The sequence below is a fragment of the Actinomadura sp. 9N407 genome, from assembly GCF_044326315.1.
Lineage (GTDB): Bacteria > Actinomycetota > Actinomycetes > Streptosporangiales > Streptosporangiaceae > Spirillospora.
This window is the reverse complement of sequence record NZ_JBIRAW010000001.1, coordinates 61,310-74,993: the sequence shown is the minus strand read 5'-3', so window position 1 is coordinate 74,993 and position 13,684 is coordinate 61,310. Positions and strand designations below refer to the sequence as shown.

Sequence of the window (13,684 nt, the reverse complement as noted above, 5' to 3'; positions counted from 1 at the left end):
TGTCGCTCCGCACGGACGGCATCACAGGACGGAAGGCACGGGCATGGCACTCAGCAGGCGTACCAGGATCGCGATCGCGGTGGCGGGGATGGCCGGAGCGGCGGCGATCGGGACGGGCGGCGCGGTGGCGATCGCCGACCCCGGCGACGGCGGCCGGGTCGAACTCCAGATCGTCAGCGGCCACCGCGACGCGCCGCAGCCGGGGACCGAGGCGGGCTGGACCGCGCACGACCCCGGCAAGGACTGTCCTGACCGCACCACGGCACCCGACCGCACCGCGACACCCGAGGCGGCGCCGGCGGCCGACGGCCGATGACGCGTTCCGAGGCCACCGGGAGCGCGCTCGCCGAGCGGGCCCTCTTCGAGATGAAGAGGATCATCGTCGGCCAGGACCGCATGATCGAGCGCCTGCTGGTCGCGGTCCTGTCGGGCGGGCACTGCCTGCTGGAGGGCGTGCCGGGCGTCGCCAAGACGCTCGCGGCGCAGACGCTGGCGACCGTGGCCGGCGGGACGTTCGCGCGGCTGCAGTTCACGCCGGACCTGGTGCCCTCGGACATCGTGGGCACCCGCATCTACCGGCCCTCGACCGAGAGCTTCGAGATCGAACTCGGCCCGGTGATGGCCAACGTGGTCCTCGCCGACGAGATCAACCGCGCCCCCGCCAAGGTGCAGTCGGCGCTGCTCGAAGTGATGGCCGAGCGGCAGGTCAGCATCGGCGGCGGCACGTATCCGGTGCCCGCGCCGTTCCTGGTGCTGGCCACGCAGAACCCGATCGAGTCCGAGGGCGTCTACCGGCTCCCCGAGGCGCAGCGCGACCGCTTCCTGCTCAAGATCGACGTCGGCTACCCGACGGAGGAGCAGGAGCTGACGATGCTCTACCGGATGAGCGTCGACCCGCCCGCGCCGTCGGCCGTACTGGACACCGCCCTGCTGTCGGACCTGCGGCGGGCGGCCGAGCGGGTGTTCGTGCACGACGAGGTGGCGCGGTACGCGGTACGGCTGGTCGCCGCCACCAGGGACCCGGCGGCGTACGGCGTGGACGGCGTCGCGCGCCTGATCGCGTACGGGGCGGGGCCGCGCGCCACGCTCGGGCTCGTCTCGGCTGCCCGGGCGCTGGCGCTGCTGCGCGGGCGCGACTACGTCCTCCCGCCGGACGTACGGGATCTGGCGCAGGACGTGATGGCGCACCGCCTGGTGCTGTCGTTCGACGCCCTGGCCGACGGGGTGGACGCCAGGACCATCATCGGCCAGGTCGTGGCGTCCCTCCCCGCGCCCCGGATCGCGCCCCACGAAGACGACGAGGGCGCGTACGCGAAGGAGGCGGCATGACCCCGGCGGGCGGGACGCCCGATCCGGGGCTGCGCGAGCTGGCGCCGGAACGGGCCCTCGCGCGGCTGGAGCTGATCGTCGTACGGCGGCTGGACGGCCTGCTGCAGGGCGATCACCTGGGCCTGCTGCCGGGGCCGGGCACCGAGGCCGCCGAGGGACGGGAGTACCTGCCGGGCGACGACGTCCGGACGATGGACTGGAACCTCACCGCCCGTACGGCCGTCCCGCACGTCCGCGACCGGATCGCGGACCGGGAACTGGAGACCTGGGCGCTGGTCGACGCGACGGCGAGCATGGACTTCGGTACGGGGCGCGTGGAGAAGCGCGATCTGGCGGTCTTCGCGGTCGCCGCGACCGCGTTCCTCACCGAACGGACCGGGAACCGCTTCGGTGCGCAGATCCTGCACGCGGGCGGGCTGCGCAACGTACCGGCGAGGTCAGGGCGCCCGCACCTGCTGAGGCTCCTGCGCACGCTGCTGGAGGTGCCGCGCGCCCGTCCCGGTGGCGAGAACGGGCTGCGGCTGGGCGCGGGGGCGGACCTGATGCTGCGGACGACCGGAACGCGGCACGGGCTCGCCGTGGTCGTCTCTGACTTCCTGGAGCCGGTGGAGTCGTGGGAACGGCAGCTCAGGCTGCTGGGCCACCGGCACCAGCTGCTGGCCGTCGAGATCGTCGACCCGCGCGAGCTGACGCTCCCGGACGTGGGGCTGCTGTCGGTCGTGGATCCGGAGTCGGGCCGGCGCCGCGACATCTCCACGGCCGATCCGCGCCTGCGCGAGCGGTACGCGCGGGCGGCCGAGGAGCAGCGGTCGGCGATCGGCGCGGCGCTGCGCCGGTCGGGCGCGGCCCACCTGCGGCTGCGCACCGACCGCGACTGGATCAGGGACATCGTCGAACACGTCCTGGCCCAGCGCCGCACCGCCGCCGCGCTTCCCGCCGGGGGTGCGCGGTGAACTTCCTCGCGCCCGGGCGGCTGCTCCTGCTGATCGCGCTGCTCCTCCTGATCGGCGCGTACGTGGCGGTCCAGGTACGGCGTGGCCGGTACGCGGTGCGGTTCACCAACCTGGCGCTGCTGGAGAAGGTGGCGCCGGTGACGCCGGGCTGGCGGCGGCACGTCCCGGCGGCGGCGTTCCTGCTGATGCTGGGCCTGTTCGTCACCGGGTTCGCGCGCCCGGCGACCGAGGTCCAGGTCCCGCGCGAGCAGGCGACGATCATGGTCGCGGTGGACGTGTCGCACTCGATGGAGGCCACCGACGTCCAGCCGGACCGGCTGTCGGCGGCCAAGCGCGCGGCCGGGGCGTTCCTGGACCGGCTCCCGGAGCGGTTCAACGTCGGGCTCGTCTCGTTCTCCGGCAGCGCGACGGTCGCGGTACCGCCGACCACCGACCGCCGTGCGCTGCGGGCCGGGATCGACCGGCTGGCGCTGGGTCCGCGGACGGCGATCGGCGAGGGCGTGATCGCCTCGCTGGAGGCGATCACCGCGTTCGGCGCCCAGTACGGCGAGTCCGCCCCGCCGGGACGGGTCGTCCTGCTGTCGGACGGCACCAACACCGCCGGACGCAGCCCGCAGGAGGCGGCCCAGCGCGCGACGCGGGCGCGGATCCCGGTGTCGACCATCGCGTACGGGACGCCCGAGGGCGTCTTCTACCAGAACGGGGCGGCGATCCCCGTCCCGGTCGACGGGCCCGCGCTGGAACGGCTCGCGCAGGAGACCGGCGGCCGCTTCTACGAGGCCGCGTCGGGCACCGAGCTGCGGCAGGTCTACCAGGACATCGGCAGCAGTGTCGGCTACCGGATGGAGCGGCGCGAGGTGTGGTCGTGGTTCATCGCGGCGGGGCTGCTGCTGGCCTGCGTCGCCGCCGGCGCCTCGCTGCTGTGGTTCTCGCGGCTTCCCTGACGGACTGAGGAGTCTGATGAGTCTGATGGACCAGCAAGGTTCTGCCGAGCAGGGCGTTCCGGACGACGCCGACACCCGCTACGGGCTGGGCGAGCCGCGCGGGCCGGACTTCGCGCCCGCGGCGCCCGCCGCGCCGTACGACCCCTGGTCGTCCGGCGGCGGGGACACCGATCCGTTCCTGATCATGCCCGAGACCATGCCGTCTGCCCCGTGGACGGCACCGGCGGGGGCACCGGGAACGGGCGCGCCGGGGAAGGGTCCGAGGGGCCCGCGCCTGATGATCGCGGCCGTCCTCGTTGCGGCGCTGGTCGGAGGTGCCGCCGGGGCCGCGGCGGGATGGACCGCCGGTGACCGCTCCGTCGCGCCGATCGCGCAGTCGTCCGCTGGGCCGGCGAACGGGCCCGGTGACCTCAGCGATGTCGCGGCGCGCGTCCAGCCGAGCGTGGTGTCGGTCGAGGTGCGGTCGGGGTCGGGACGCGGCACCGGGTCCGGCTTCGTCATCGACCGGGCCGGCCACATCCTGACCAACGCGCACGTGGTCGAGGGCGCGGGCGAGGTCGACGTCGTCCTTCCGGACCGGCGCCGGATCTCCGCCCGGGTGCTGGGCTCCGACCCGGCCCAGGACCTGGCGGTCCTGTCGGTGCCGCCCGGCGACAGCCCGTCCCCGCTGGTCTTCGGCCGCTCGGCGGACGTGCGGGTCGGCGATCCGGTGATGGCGCTCGGCTCCCCGCTCGGCCTGGCCGGAACGGTCACCGGCGGCATCGTCAGCGCGCTGAACCGCGAGGTGCGGCTCGGCGACGGCGACCGGCGGACCGCGCTGCAGACCGACGCGTCCATCAACCCGGGCAACTCCGGCGGCCCGCTGGTCAACGCGCGCGGCGAGGTGATCGGGGTCAACACCGCGATCGCGACGCTGAGCGGGGGCGGCGGGAACAGCGGCGGCTCGATCGGCATCGGGTTCGCGATCCCGGTCGACCGGGCCGTGGACGGCGCGCGCCGCATCATCCGCTGACAGGATCGAACCGGGACGACCCAGACGTTCCACTCGAATACCAGGGTCCACCCGGACACAGGAGGGAGGCCGCTCCATGCGCGTTCTCGTGGTGGAGGACGAGGAGGACCTCGTCGAGGCGCTCCGGTACGGGCTGGTCCGCGCGGACTACGCCGTCGACGTGGCCTACGACATCGCGCAGGCGTCGGAGAAGCTCTACGCGGCCGCCTACGACCTGATGATCCTCGACCTCAACCTGCCCGACGGCGACGGCTTCGACCTGTGCCGCTCGATCCGGCGCGGCGAGCTGGACGGGCAGAGCGGCCCGTACCTGCGCATCCTCATGCTCACCGCGCGCGACCGGCTCGCCGACCGGGTGCACGGCCTCGACCTCGGCGCCGACGACTACCTGGTCAAGCCGTTCGCGTTCCCCGAGCTGCTGGCCAGGGTCCGCGCCCTGCTGCGCCGGGACGGCGGCACCGCGTCCTCGGCGGTGTGGGAGGTGGGCGAGCTGCGCCTGGACACCGGACGGCACGAGGCGTTCCGCGGCGAGCGCAGGCTCCAGCTGACGCCCAAGGAGTTCGCGGTGCTGCGCTACCTGATGAGCCGTCCCGGCGAGGTCGTCTCCTCCGAGGACCTGCTGGAACACGTCTGGGACGAGCACGCCGACCCGTTCACCAACACCGTCCGGGTCACGATCGGGACGCTGCGCCGCAAGCTCACCGTGGAGCCCGAGGAGCAGCTCATCGAGACCGTCGTGCGGCAGGGGTACCGGCTGCTCGAGAACGATCCCGCCCGGCCCGCCGACCCCGCACGGCCCGTCCAGCGAGCACGAGAGATGAGCGACTGATCATGCGCCCGCGCCTGCGCAGACCCCCGTACCGGCTGCCCCTCACCCGGCGGCTGCCGGGATTCGTGCACTCGATCCGGTTCCGGCTCACGGTGATGTACTCCACGCTGCTGTTCGTGCTGACCGCGCTCGTGCTCGGCGGCATCTACGCCGCCGTGGCCGCCAGCACCGACGCCCAGCCCATCACCCAGACGGCGCGGGCCGACAAGCTCTACCGCTTCCCCGACGGCACCACGACCAAGCTCGGCGAGGTCGAGGTCGTCAAGGTCCAGCAGGTCGAGCAGGCGGTCAACTACGAGACCCAGCAGGTGCTCCAGCACTACTCGCTGCTCATGCTGGGCGGCCTGTTCGTGGCCAGCCTCCTCATCGGCTGGGTGCTGTCGGGCCGCGCGCTCAAGCCGGTCCGGTCGATCGCCCGTACCGCCGCCGAGATCCAGGCCACCGACCTGTCCCGGCGGATCCGGCTGACCGGGCCCAAGGACGAGCTGCGCTACCTCGCCGACACGATCGACTCGATGCTGGACCGCCTGGACACCGCGTTCCGGGCCCAGCGGCAGCTGATCGACGACGCCTCGCACGAGCTGCGCAGCCCGCTGGCGATCATCCGGGCCAACCTCGACACCGTGCTGACCGCCCCCGACGCCGACGACGCCGACCGGCGGCGCGGCGTGCAGGTGGTCGACCGGGCCACCACCCGGATGACCCGCCTGGTCGAGGACCTGCTGGCCACCGCCCGCCGCTCGGCGCCCGCGTTCCACGACACCGACGTGGACCTGGCCGTCGTCGCGCGCGAGGCGGCCGAGGAGTTCGACTCCCTCGCCGCCGCCCGGCGCCTCACGATCGACCGCGAGCTGCGCCGCGGCCTGCTCCTCATCGGCGACCACGACGCGCTGCGCCGCGCCGTGGGCAACCTGCTGTCCAACGCGGTACGGCTCGCGCCCGCCGGCTCCCGGATCATCGTCGCCGCCGACCGGCTGGACGGCTGGCAGTGGATCGCGGTCAAGGACACCGGGCCCGGGATCGGCGAGGACGAGCAGGCCAGGGTGTTCGACCGGTTCTGGCGCGGGAACGAGACCCGCCGCTCGCGCGAGCGCCGTACCGGCCTCGGCCTGGCCATCGTCCGCCATATCGTGGAGGCCCACGGTGGCCACGTCCGGCTGTTCTCCACGCCCGATGTGGGCAGCACGTTCGTCCTGTGGCTGCCCATCGCCGACGGCGCCACCTCGCAGAACCCGCCCGGCACCGACCCCCTCGACCGGCCGTCCGGCGGCACGCCACCGCGCTGACCGGCCATCCCGCGCCAAGAGAGACGCACATCACGTGCCCGTCCCCGGGCCCGGAAGGCGGGGGTGTGGGTTTCCGCAGGGTAGGGGATGTGGTGTGCGCCCGGTCACATCGGCGGCGAGCGTCATGGTGAGGAGTCGTAAAGGTTCATACCCTCTTACCTATGATCAATACGACACGGATGGCGGTCGCCGCCGCGGCCAACGGCGGCGAACCGGTCGGAGGTATCGCGGGCTGGGCCACCGATCTCATGGAGCGGCTCGGAGCGCCCGGCGCGGGGCTGGCCATCGCCCTGGAGAACCTCTTCCCCCCACTGCCCAGCGAAGTGATCCTGCCGCTGGCGGGCTTCACCGCCGCGCAGGGCCACATGAACCTCATCGCCGCCCTGGTGTGGACCACGATCGGCTCCGTGGTCGGCGCGCTCGCGCTGTACGGGATCGGCGCCGTGGTCGGCCGCGACCGGGTCCGCGCGGTGGCCGCCAAGCTGCCGCTGGTGAAGCTGGAGGACCTGGACCGTACCGAGGCCTGGTTCCTCAAGCACGGCGGCAAGGCGGTCTTCTTCGGCCGGATGATCCCGATCTTCCGCAGCCTGATCTCGGTACCGGCCGGCGTGGAGCGGATGCCGCTCACGCTGTTCCTGCTCTACACCACGCTGGGCAGCGCGATCTGGAACACCATCTTCGTGATGGCCGGATACGGGCTCGGCGACAACTGGCACAAGGTCGAGGAGTACGTCGGGATCTACTCCAAGGTGATCCTCGCCCTGGCCGCCCTGGCGGTCGTGGCGTTCATCATCCTGCGCGTCAGGAAGTCGCGCGGCAAGGGCTCCCGAGGCGCCCACGCCGCCCAGTCCAACGCCGAGGAGCCCAACACGGAGCAGTCCAACACCGGGCAGGCCAACACCGGCCGGCCCAGCACCGGGCCCACGGCCGAGCACCCTCAGCCCGCACCCGTCCACGCGGGATACGGCGCCACCCAGAGCAGCCCGTACGAGGCCACGCCACCTCGCGGCAGGCACCACGCGCCCCAGCCCGGCTACGGACAGCCCCAGCCAGGCCCCGGCGCCCCGCAACCTCCGGCCCCTCAGGGCGGTCAGCCGGGCCATGGGCAGCCGCAGCAGTGGTACGCGGAACCGGGACAGGGCGGCTCCCAGCCGGGGTATGGACAGCCTGAGCCGGGCTACGGCACCCCGCAGCCCCCGTCCCCCCAGGCCGGGCACGGTGGGCCCCAGGCGGGATACGGGCACCCGCAGCCGGGCTATGGCGCTCCGCAGTCCCCGTCCAGCCAGGGCGGGTACGGCGACTCTCAGGCTGGGTACGGGCAGCCTCAGCCCGGTTATGGCACCCCGCAACCTCCGTCCGCTCAGGATGGGCACGGTGAGCCTCAGCCCGGGTACGGGCAGCCCCAGCCGGGCCATGGGAACCCTCAGCAGTGGTACGCGGAGCCTCAGCAGGAGGACGGGCCCCCTGAGCCGCCGTCTCCCCAGGACGGGCGCGGCGGGCAAGAATGGGATCGTGATCGGTTCCGGTGAAGGCGGAGAGGGGATCGTGCCGCCGGAGCGGCGGCACGGCCCGGCCGGGCGGTTGCCGAAGGCACTGATCGGGCTGGTGCTGGGCGCGGGGACGGCGTGGGTCGAGCTGGTGCTGCTCGGGGTGGCGGCGCTGATCATGGCGTACGCGTTCGCGTTCTCCAGGGGCCGCCGGAAGGTACCGGGCCTGGTGGCTTCCGGCGCGATGGCGGCGACCCGGATGGAATGCCGCCGGCTCGGCGCGTTCCTCGGCCACCGCGAGGCCGCCGAGTACGGCCCGTTGCAGGCGCTGGCCTACCTGGTGCTGCGGGCACCGATCGGCCTGCTCGGCGGGGCCATCCTGGTCCTGATCGGGTACGGGGCGTACGCGATGGCGGCACTGGCGGTCAGCTGGTGGATCACCGGCGACTACCTGGACGGCATCCCGCCCGAGCCGTGGATCGTGGCCTACACCGCGATCTTCGGGGTGATCCTGCTGTTCGTCGCCGTTCAGGGGCTGGTGGGGGTGGCGGCGCTGGAGCGGAAGGTGGCCCGCCGCTGCCTGGGGCCGAGCCCGCTGGCCGGGTACGAGCGCCGCATCGCGCACCTGTCGGAGTCCCGCGCCGAGGTCGTGGAGGCGGTGGACGACGAGCGGCGCCGGATCGAGCGCGACCTGCACGACGGCGTCCAGCAGCGGCTGGTGGCGCTCGGCATGCTGATCGGCCGGGCGCGGCGGGCGGGCGACGCCGAACGGTCCCGCGAGCTGCTGCGGCAGGCCCACGAGGAGTCGCAGCGGGCGCTGGAGGACCTGCGCGAGGTGGCCTGGCGGATCTATCCGGCGGCACTGGACGGCGAGGGGCTGCGGGCGGCGCTGGAGACGGTGGCCGAGCGTTCGCCGCTGCCGGTCGCGATCGAGTACGAGCCGTCCGGAAAGGCCCCGCACGCCGTGGAGACCGCCGCGTACTTCGTGGTCTGCGAGGCCGTCACCAACGCGGCCAAGCATTCCGGCGCGACCCGCGTGGCCGTGCGGGTCACCGAGAGCGTGGGCGAGGCCGGGGCAGGATCGACGAGCGGGGCCGGGGCCGTGGACGGGAAGCGGGCCGGAAACGGTGACGGAAGGATGATCTCGGTGCGGATCGAGGACGACGGCGGCGGGGGAGCCGACCCGGCGGGCGGCGGTCTGGCCGGGCTCGCGCGCCGGGTGGCCGCGCTGGACGGCGCGTTCGGCGTGGACAGCCCGCCCGGCGGGCCCACCGTGATCGCCGCGGAGCTGCCATGCGGGTGATGCTGGCCGAAGACTCCACGCTGCTGCGCGAGGGCCTGGTGCGGCTGCTGGCCGAGGAGGGGCACGAGATCCTCGCCGCGGTCGGCGACGGCGACGCGCTGCTGGCGGCGGTCGCGGCGGCGGAACGGCCGCCGGACGTGGTGGTCGTGGACGTGCGGATGCCGCCGACGCACACCGACGAGGGCCTGCGCGCGGCGCTGGAGATCCGGCGGAGCCATCCGGGCGTCGGGGTCCTGGTGCTGTCGCAGTACGTGGAGAAGCGCTATGCCACCGAGCTGATCACGGCCGAGACGGCCGGGGTGGGCTACCTGCTGAAGGACCGGGTGGCCCAGGTCGACGAGTTCCTGGACGCCCTGGACCGGATCGCCGACGGCGGCGCCGCGTTCGATCCCGAGGTGGTGCGGCAGCTGCTGATGCGCAGCTCGCACGCCGATCCGCTGAGCCGGCTGACTCCGCGCGAGCGCGACGTGCTCGGCCACATGGCCCAGGGCCGTACCAACGCGGCCACCGCGACCCAGCTGCACATCTCGCAGAGCGCGGTCGAGAAGCACGTCAACGCGATCTTCGAGAAGCTCGACCTCTCCGACACCAGCGGCTACAGCCGCCGAGTCCTGGCCGTCCTCCGCTACCTGGGTTCCTGACCACGGCCACCAGCGCCGCCCGTTTCAAGCACGCGCCGGGCCGGGCGGGTCGTCGGGTCGAGACGGTCGCCGGCCGCCCGGCCGCGCCGGGGGAGCGGGCGGGGCGGGGGGCGGCGCCGATCTCAGTGGGGGTCGGGCGCTGTGCCCGGCCCCTCGGGTGGGCGGTCACCTGCCTTCTCGCCGTCAGGCGGCGGTACGGCGGCGGGGGCGCGAGCGCCGGGTGGCGGTCCGGCCGCGGCCACCGCCGATCAGCTGCGAGAGCACCCGGAACGGCAGGGTGATGACGTTGACGATCGTCCCGATCACTGACTGCAATGCGGCGGCGATGCGTCCCATGTTCAACTCCTCCTTGGTCCTTCGTGGACCTTCTCGGTCTCGTACGGGTCTTTCGCTTGCCCTGGTGTCCCTACCCGGGTCACGGCCTTTACACGGACATGACGGCGCCGGTGCTAGAGCGTCGTATGACACGGTCGGCGGCGCCGGATCCGTGGCATCGTGGATCGTTCGACGAAGAGATGGAGCGTGCGATGGCGGGTAGCGCGGTGGGGACACTGGACTGGCGGCCGGCCGCCGAGGCGACCGGACTGCTCGCCGGGCCGGTCGCGGCGGTGATCGGTGGGCTGCCCGAGGCGCGGGTCGCGGAGATCGATCCCGAGCTCGCCGACACCGCCGCGTTCTGCGAGCGGTACGGGGTCGCCCTTGAGGCCAGTGCCAACTGCGTGATCGTGGCGGCCAAGCGGGGCGGCGAGATCACGTACGCCGCGTGCATGGTCCTGGCCACCGGCCGCGCCGACGTCAACGGCGTGGTCCGCAAGCACCTGGGCGCGCGCAAGGCCTCGTTCGCGCCGATGGCGGAGGCGACCGCGCTGACCTCGATGGAGTACGGCGGGATCACGCCGGTCGGGCTACCGGCGGGCTGGCCCGTGCTGGTGGACGAGGCGGTCGCGGCGGCGCCGCTGGTGGTCATCGGCAGCGGGGTGCGGCGTTCCAAGGTGCTGCTTCCCGGCAAGGTCGTCGCGGACCTGCCGGGCGCCGAGGTCCTCGCCCTGGCGCAGCGGGGCTGAGATGGCTTCCGAGGCCCTGCGCCGGGCACTGGAGGAGCCGGGGTTCCGTGAGCTTCCCGGGACGGTCGTCGTGCTGCTGGAGGCGGTGCAGGCGCCGCCCCGGCTGGCCGCCCACCTGCGCGCCGTCCACGACGTCGCCTGCGAGCTGACGGACTGGATCGACCAGCGCTATCCGGCGGCGGGCGCCGACGCGCGGGCCGTCGCGTTCGGTGCCGCCACGCATGACATCGGGAAGGCCCTGCATCCGGGCGAGCTGTCCGGCCCGGGCGCCGAGCACGAGGAGGCCGGGTACGGGCTGCTGCTCTCCTACGGGGTCGAGGAACGGTACGCCCGGTTCGCCCATACCCACTCGGCGTGGAACGCGGACGGGATCGGCATCGACGACCTGCTGGTCAGCCTGGCCGACAAGGTCTGGAAGGCCAAGCGCGTCCGGGACCTGGAGCAGCTCCTGGTCGACCGGCTGGCGGTGGCGTCCGGAGAGGCGCCCTGGCAGGCGTTCCTGGCGCTGGACGACATGCTCGGCCGGATCGCCGGCGAAGCCGACCGGCGGCTGGCCTACCAGAGCGCCCACCCGGTCGCCGCCACCTGATCTCCCCTCCCGCGTCGGGGCGAGCTTGCCGGCGTTCCAGATCAGGGAGCGTCCGGGTAGGGCGTGCCGCCGAGGGCGCGGGCCTGGGCGTGGAAGGTGCGGTTGGCGGCGGTCATGGCCTCGGCCGGGGCGCATCCGGGCGAGGCGGTACGGAGCAGGCCGAACAGGACGCGGTCCGTGAGGGCCTTGATCAGGACGACGCCGCTGAGCCCCAGGTCGGACGGTCCCATGGCGGCGAGCGTGCGTTCGATGAAGGCTGCGGCGCCGGGACCGCCCGGCAGGAAGGCCATGGCCCACGGATGCGGGCGCTCCCATTCGCCGAGCGCGATCAGTTCCGCGACGTCCGGGCGCATCCGATCGGCGAAGTCCAGGTAGGGGAGCCTCTCGATCCCCGCCGGGACGGGAAGGCCGGGCGGCGGGGCCTCGCCCTCGTACAGGACGGCCTTCAGCTCGTACCGCCAGCCGTTCTCCGATGGTCTGGCCTGGCCCGAGAGGTGGTCCACATCGGTACGGGCCTGGAGGCGGAGCAGTTCGGCGGCGGACCGGCAGGCGACCTTGCAGGACAGGACGTGGCGCGGCGCCGGAACGAGGCGGAGCGTGGCCCGGGTGATGACCCCGTGGCCTCCCAAGCCGCCCCGTACGGCGCCGTACGGCTCCTGGGCGGGGGAGCGGCGCAGGACCTCGCCCGTGGACGCGGCGACGTCGATGTCGAGCGCGCTGCGGGTCTGGAGGCCGTGGACGTGGGACGTGCCGCCCACGCCGCCCGCCGCGAGCGTGCCGCCGACGGTCAGGTCGAGGTAGTCGGTGAGGACGGGCGGCGTCAGCCCGTACGGAAGTGTGGCCTCCAGGACCTCGCGCCATGTGGCGCCCGCGTCCACCGAGACGCGGTCGTCGCGTACCTCGTGGACGGTGGCGAGCCCGCGCATGTCGAGCATGATTCCGCTGGTCAGCGACCGGCCGTCGGTGGAGTGGCCGCATCCGCGCGGGAGCGCCGAGGGGTCGTGCCGCAGTAGGGCGGCGACCTCGCCGGCGGAGGCGGGGCGCACCACCTCGCGCGGTGTGCGCCGGACGATCCCGCCGAAATCGCGCTCTCTCTCGTTCATGGCAGGCACGGGGCGGCTAGCGGGTGCGCAGGCGCTCGGCCACGCGCCCGAGCGTGTCGCCGAGCGTCTCGAGCTCGTCCGGGGTGAGCAGGTCGATGAGGTTCTCCCGGACGATCCTGCGGTGGCCCGGCCGTACCCGGGCCAGCGCCTCGGCGCCCGCCTCGGTCAGCTCCGCCCACACCGCCCGGCGGTCGGTGTCGCAGGCCGTACGGTGGACCAGCCCGGCCCGTTCCAGCTGGGTGACCTGGTAGGTCAGCCGGCTCTTGGAGATCATCACGCCGCGCGCGAGATCGGACATCCGCAGCCGGCCGCCGGTGGCGCAGCGCAGCTTCACCAGTACCTCGAAGTCGCCGTGGGAGAGCCCGCCGTCGCGCTTGAGCTGCCGCTGGATCTCGTGCTCGAACAGGTGGGACGACTCCAGGAACGCGACCCAGGCACGCAGTTCCCGGGCGTGCAGGGGCCCGGCTTCATCCATACGACCAGTGTAGTTGGTTTGAATTTGAACTATCACCTGGTAGCGTCGGCCAGGATTGAACGTTCAAGCAACGCACCGCTCCCGGAGGAACACACCATGAATCTCGCCCGCCGCTTCCCCGTCCTGCCGGACGTGGGCCTGCTGGTCGGCCGGATCGCGCTCGGTATCGTCTTCGTCGCGCACGGCTGGCAGAAGTTCAACGACGTCGGCCACGCCGGCCAGACCAAGATGTTCGAGGCCATGGGCATTCCGATGCCGAGCGTGGCCGCGCTGTTCGCCACCTGGGTGGAGCTGCTCGGTGGCATCGCGCTGATCATCGGCCTGCTGACGCCGGTCGCGGGGATCCTGCTCGCGCTGAACATGGCGGGCGCCCTGTGGTTCGTCCACATCGACAAGGGCCTGTTCGCCGCCGAGGGCGGTTACGAGCTGGTGCTGGTCCTCGGTGGCTCCGCGTTCCTGCTGGCGCTGGTCGGCAGCGGCCGGTTCGGCGCGGACGGCGTCCTCTTCGGCAGCCGCGGTGCCCCCGAGCGCGAGCGCGAGAAGGTCGGCGCCTGACCTTCCGCCCGATCTCCCGCCCTGCCTTCCGCTGAACGCCGGCCCCCGTGCTCCGTGCGGGGGCCGCGCGCTTTCACCTGCGCTTTCGTTTTCGGACGTGTCCTAATCGGATCC

General features: G+C 73.5%; 16 protein-coding genes. 13 read left to right on the top strand and 3 right to left on the bottom strand.

What is annotated here, in order from left to right; all coding sequences use genetic code 11:
- Positions 1-43 precede the first annotated feature (43 nt).
- From ACH34Q_RS00340 to ACH34Q_RS00295, 10 genes are all read left to right on the top strand, one after another.
- On the top strand, positions 44-316 hold the full coding sequence (locus ACH34Q_RS00340) for a hypothetical protein (protein ID WP_395980616.1): 273 nt from the start codon (positions 44-46) through the stop codon (positions 314-316).
- Positions 313-1,329 carry an AAA family ATPase gene (locus tag ACH34Q_RS00335; protein WP_395980615.1) on the top strand — a complete coding sequence of 339 codons (1,017 nt, stop codon included), beginning with the start codon at positions 313-315 and terminating at the stop codon, positions 1,327-1,329. The genes ACH34Q_RS00340 and ACH34Q_RS00335 overlap by 4 nt, the downstream gene beginning before the upstream one ends.
- Positions 1,326-2,282: a DUF58 domain-containing protein gene (locus ACH34Q_RS00330; protein WP_395980614.1), complete on the top strand. Its 957-nt coding sequence runs from the start codon at positions 1,326-1,328 to the stop codon at positions 2,280-2,282. Before ACH34Q_RS00335 ends, ACH34Q_RS00330 begins: the two co-directional genes overlap by 4 nt.
- Positions 2,279-3,226, top strand: a complete 948-nt coding sequence (locus tag ACH34Q_RS00325) for a VWA domain-containing protein (protein WP_395980613.1) — start codon at positions 2,279-2,281, stop codon at positions 3,224-3,226. Before ACH34Q_RS00330 ends, ACH34Q_RS00325 begins: the two co-directional genes overlap by 4 nt.
- A 16-nt stretch (positions 3,227-3,242) precedes the next feature.
- Positions 3,243-4,238 carry a S1C family serine protease gene (locus tag ACH34Q_RS00320; protein ID WP_395980612.1) on the top strand — a complete coding sequence of 332 codons (996 nt, stop codon included), beginning with the start codon at positions 3,243-3,245 and terminating at the stop codon, positions 4,236-4,238.
- A gap of 76 nt (positions 4,239-4,314) precedes the next feature.
- On the top strand, positions 4,315-5,067 hold the full coding sequence (locus ACH34Q_RS00315) for a response regulator transcription factor (protein WP_395980611.1): 753 nt from the start codon (positions 4,315-4,317) through the stop codon (positions 5,065-5,067).
- Between the two features lie 2 nt (positions 5,068-5,069).
- Entirely contained in the window at positions 5,070-6,353 is a 1,284-nt protein-coding gene (locus tag ACH34Q_RS00310) for a sensor histidine kinase (RefSeq protein ID WP_395980610.1), read from the top strand.
- A 161-nt stretch (positions 6,354-6,514) separates the two neighbouring features.
- A complete protein-coding gene (locus ACH34Q_RS00305) occupies positions 6,515-7,882 on the top strand; it encodes a VTT domain-containing protein (protein WP_395980608.1) in 1,368 nt (455 codons plus the stop codon).
- A complete protein-coding gene (locus tag ACH34Q_RS00300) occupies positions 7,866-9,143 on the top strand; it encodes a histidine kinase (RefSeq protein ID WP_395980607.1) in 1,278 nt (425 codons plus the stop codon). Before ACH34Q_RS00305 ends, ACH34Q_RS00300 begins: the two co-directional genes overlap by 17 nt.
- Entirely contained in the window at positions 9,134-9,784 is a 651-nt protein-coding gene (locus tag ACH34Q_RS00295; protein ID WP_395980606.1) for a response regulator, read from the top strand. Before ACH34Q_RS00300 ends, ACH34Q_RS00295 begins: the two co-directional genes overlap by 10 nt.
- 183 nt (positions 9,785-9,967) lie before the next feature.
- On the opposite strand, the gene ACH34Q_RS00290 is transcribed toward ACH34Q_RS00295, so the two are convergent.
- Positions 9,968-10,120, bottom strand: a complete 153-nt coding sequence (locus ACH34Q_RS00290) for an LPFR motif small protein (protein WP_395980605.1) — start codon at positions 10,118-10,120, stop codon at positions 9,968-9,970.
- Between the two features lie 191 nt (positions 10,121-10,311).
- On the opposite strand from ACH34Q_RS00290, the gene ACH34Q_RS00285 reads away from it, so the two are divergent.
- A complete protein-coding gene (locus ACH34Q_RS00285; protein ID WP_395980604.1) occupies positions 10,312-10,848 on the top strand; it encodes a YbaK/EbsC family protein in 537 nt (178 codons plus the stop codon).
- Position 10,849: 1 nt separating this feature from the next.
- Entirely contained in the window at positions 10,850-11,437 is a 588-nt protein-coding gene (locus ACH34Q_RS00280; protein WP_395980603.1) for an HD domain-containing protein, read from the top strand.
- A gap of 41 nt (positions 11,438-11,478) precedes the next feature.
- Here the strand turns inward: ACH34Q_RS00280 and ACH34Q_RS00275 are convergent, their stop codons facing one another.
- Together ACH34Q_RS00275 and ACH34Q_RS00270 are read right to left on the bottom strand one after the other, a co-directional pair.
- The gene (locus ACH34Q_RS00275) at positions 11,479-12,540 is read right to left on the bottom strand and encodes an FAD-binding protein (RefSeq protein WP_395980602.1); all 1,062 of its coding nucleotides are present in this window, start codon (positions 12,538-12,540) and stop codon (positions 11,479-11,481) included.
- Between the two features lie 16 nt (positions 12,541-12,556).
- Positions 12,557-13,015 carry a MarR family winged helix-turn-helix transcriptional regulator gene (locus ACH34Q_RS00270; protein WP_395980601.1) on the bottom strand — a complete coding sequence of 153 codons (459 nt, stop codon included), beginning with the start codon at positions 13,013-13,015 and terminating at the stop codon, positions 12,557-12,559.
- 96 nt (positions 13,016-13,111) lie between these two features.
- On the opposite strand from ACH34Q_RS00270, the gene ACH34Q_RS00265 reads away from it, so the two are divergent.
- Positions 13,112-13,570 carry a DoxX family protein gene (locus tag ACH34Q_RS00265; RefSeq protein WP_395980600.1) on the top strand — a complete coding sequence of 153 codons (459 nt, stop codon included), beginning with the start codon at positions 13,112-13,114 and terminating at the stop codon, positions 13,568-13,570.
- The last annotated feature ends 114 nt before the right edge of the window (positions 13,571-13,684 follow it).

Coding starts and splice junctions, on each gene's coding strand:
- ACH34Q_RS00340 (WP_395980616.1), top strand. CDS start 44: ATGGCACTCAGCAGGCGTACCAGGATCGCGATCGCGGTGGCGGGGATG.
- ACH34Q_RS00335 (WP_395980615.1), top strand. CDS start 313: ATGACGCGTTCCGAGGCCACCGGGAGCGCGCTCGCCGAGCGGGCCCTC.
- ACH34Q_RS00330 (WP_395980614.1), top strand. CDS start 1,326: ATGACCCCGGCGGGCGGGACGCCCGATCCGGGGCTGCGCGAGCTGGCG.
- ACH34Q_RS00320 (WP_395980612.1), top strand. CDS start 3,243: ATGAGTCTGATGGACCAGCAAGGTTCTGCCGAGCAGGGCGTTCCGGAC.
- ACH34Q_RS00315 (WP_395980611.1), top strand. CDS start 4,315: ATGCGCGTTCTCGTGGTGGAGGACGAGGAGGACCTCGTCGAGGCGCTC.
- ACH34Q_RS00310 (WP_395980610.1), top strand. CDS start 5,070: ATGCGCCCGCGCCTGCGCAGACCCCCGTACCGGCTGCCCCTCACCCGG.
- ACH34Q_RS00305 (WP_395980608.1), top strand. CDS start 6,515: ATGATCAATACGACACGGATGGCGGTCGCCGCCGCGGCCAACGGCGGC.
- ACH34Q_RS00295 (WP_395980606.1), top strand. CDS start 9,134: ATGCGGGTGATGCTGGCCGAAGACTCCACGCTGCTGCGCGAGGGCCTG.
- ACH34Q_RS00290 (WP_395980605.1), bottom strand. CDS start 10,120: ATGGGACGCATCGCCGCCGCATTGCAGTCAGTGATCGGGACGATCGTC.
- ACH34Q_RS00285 (WP_395980604.1), top strand. CDS start 10,312: ATGGCGGGTAGCGCGGTGGGGACACTGGACTGGCGGCCGGCCGCCGAG.
- ACH34Q_RS00280 (WP_395980603.1), top strand. CDS start 10,850: ATGGCTTCCGAGGCCCTGCGCCGGGCACTGGAGGAGCCGGGGTTCCGT.
- ACH34Q_RS00275 (WP_395980602.1), bottom strand. CDS start 12,540: ATGAACGAGAGAGAGCGCGATTTCGGCGGGATCGTCCGGCGCACACCG.
- ACH34Q_RS00270 (WP_395980601.1), bottom strand. CDS start 13,015: ATGGATGAAGCCGGGCCCCTGCACGCCCGGGAACTGCGTGCCTGGGTC.
- ACH34Q_RS00265 (WP_395980600.1), top strand. CDS start 13,112: ATGAATCTCGCCCGCCGCTTCCCCGTCCTGCCGGACGTGGGCCTGCTG.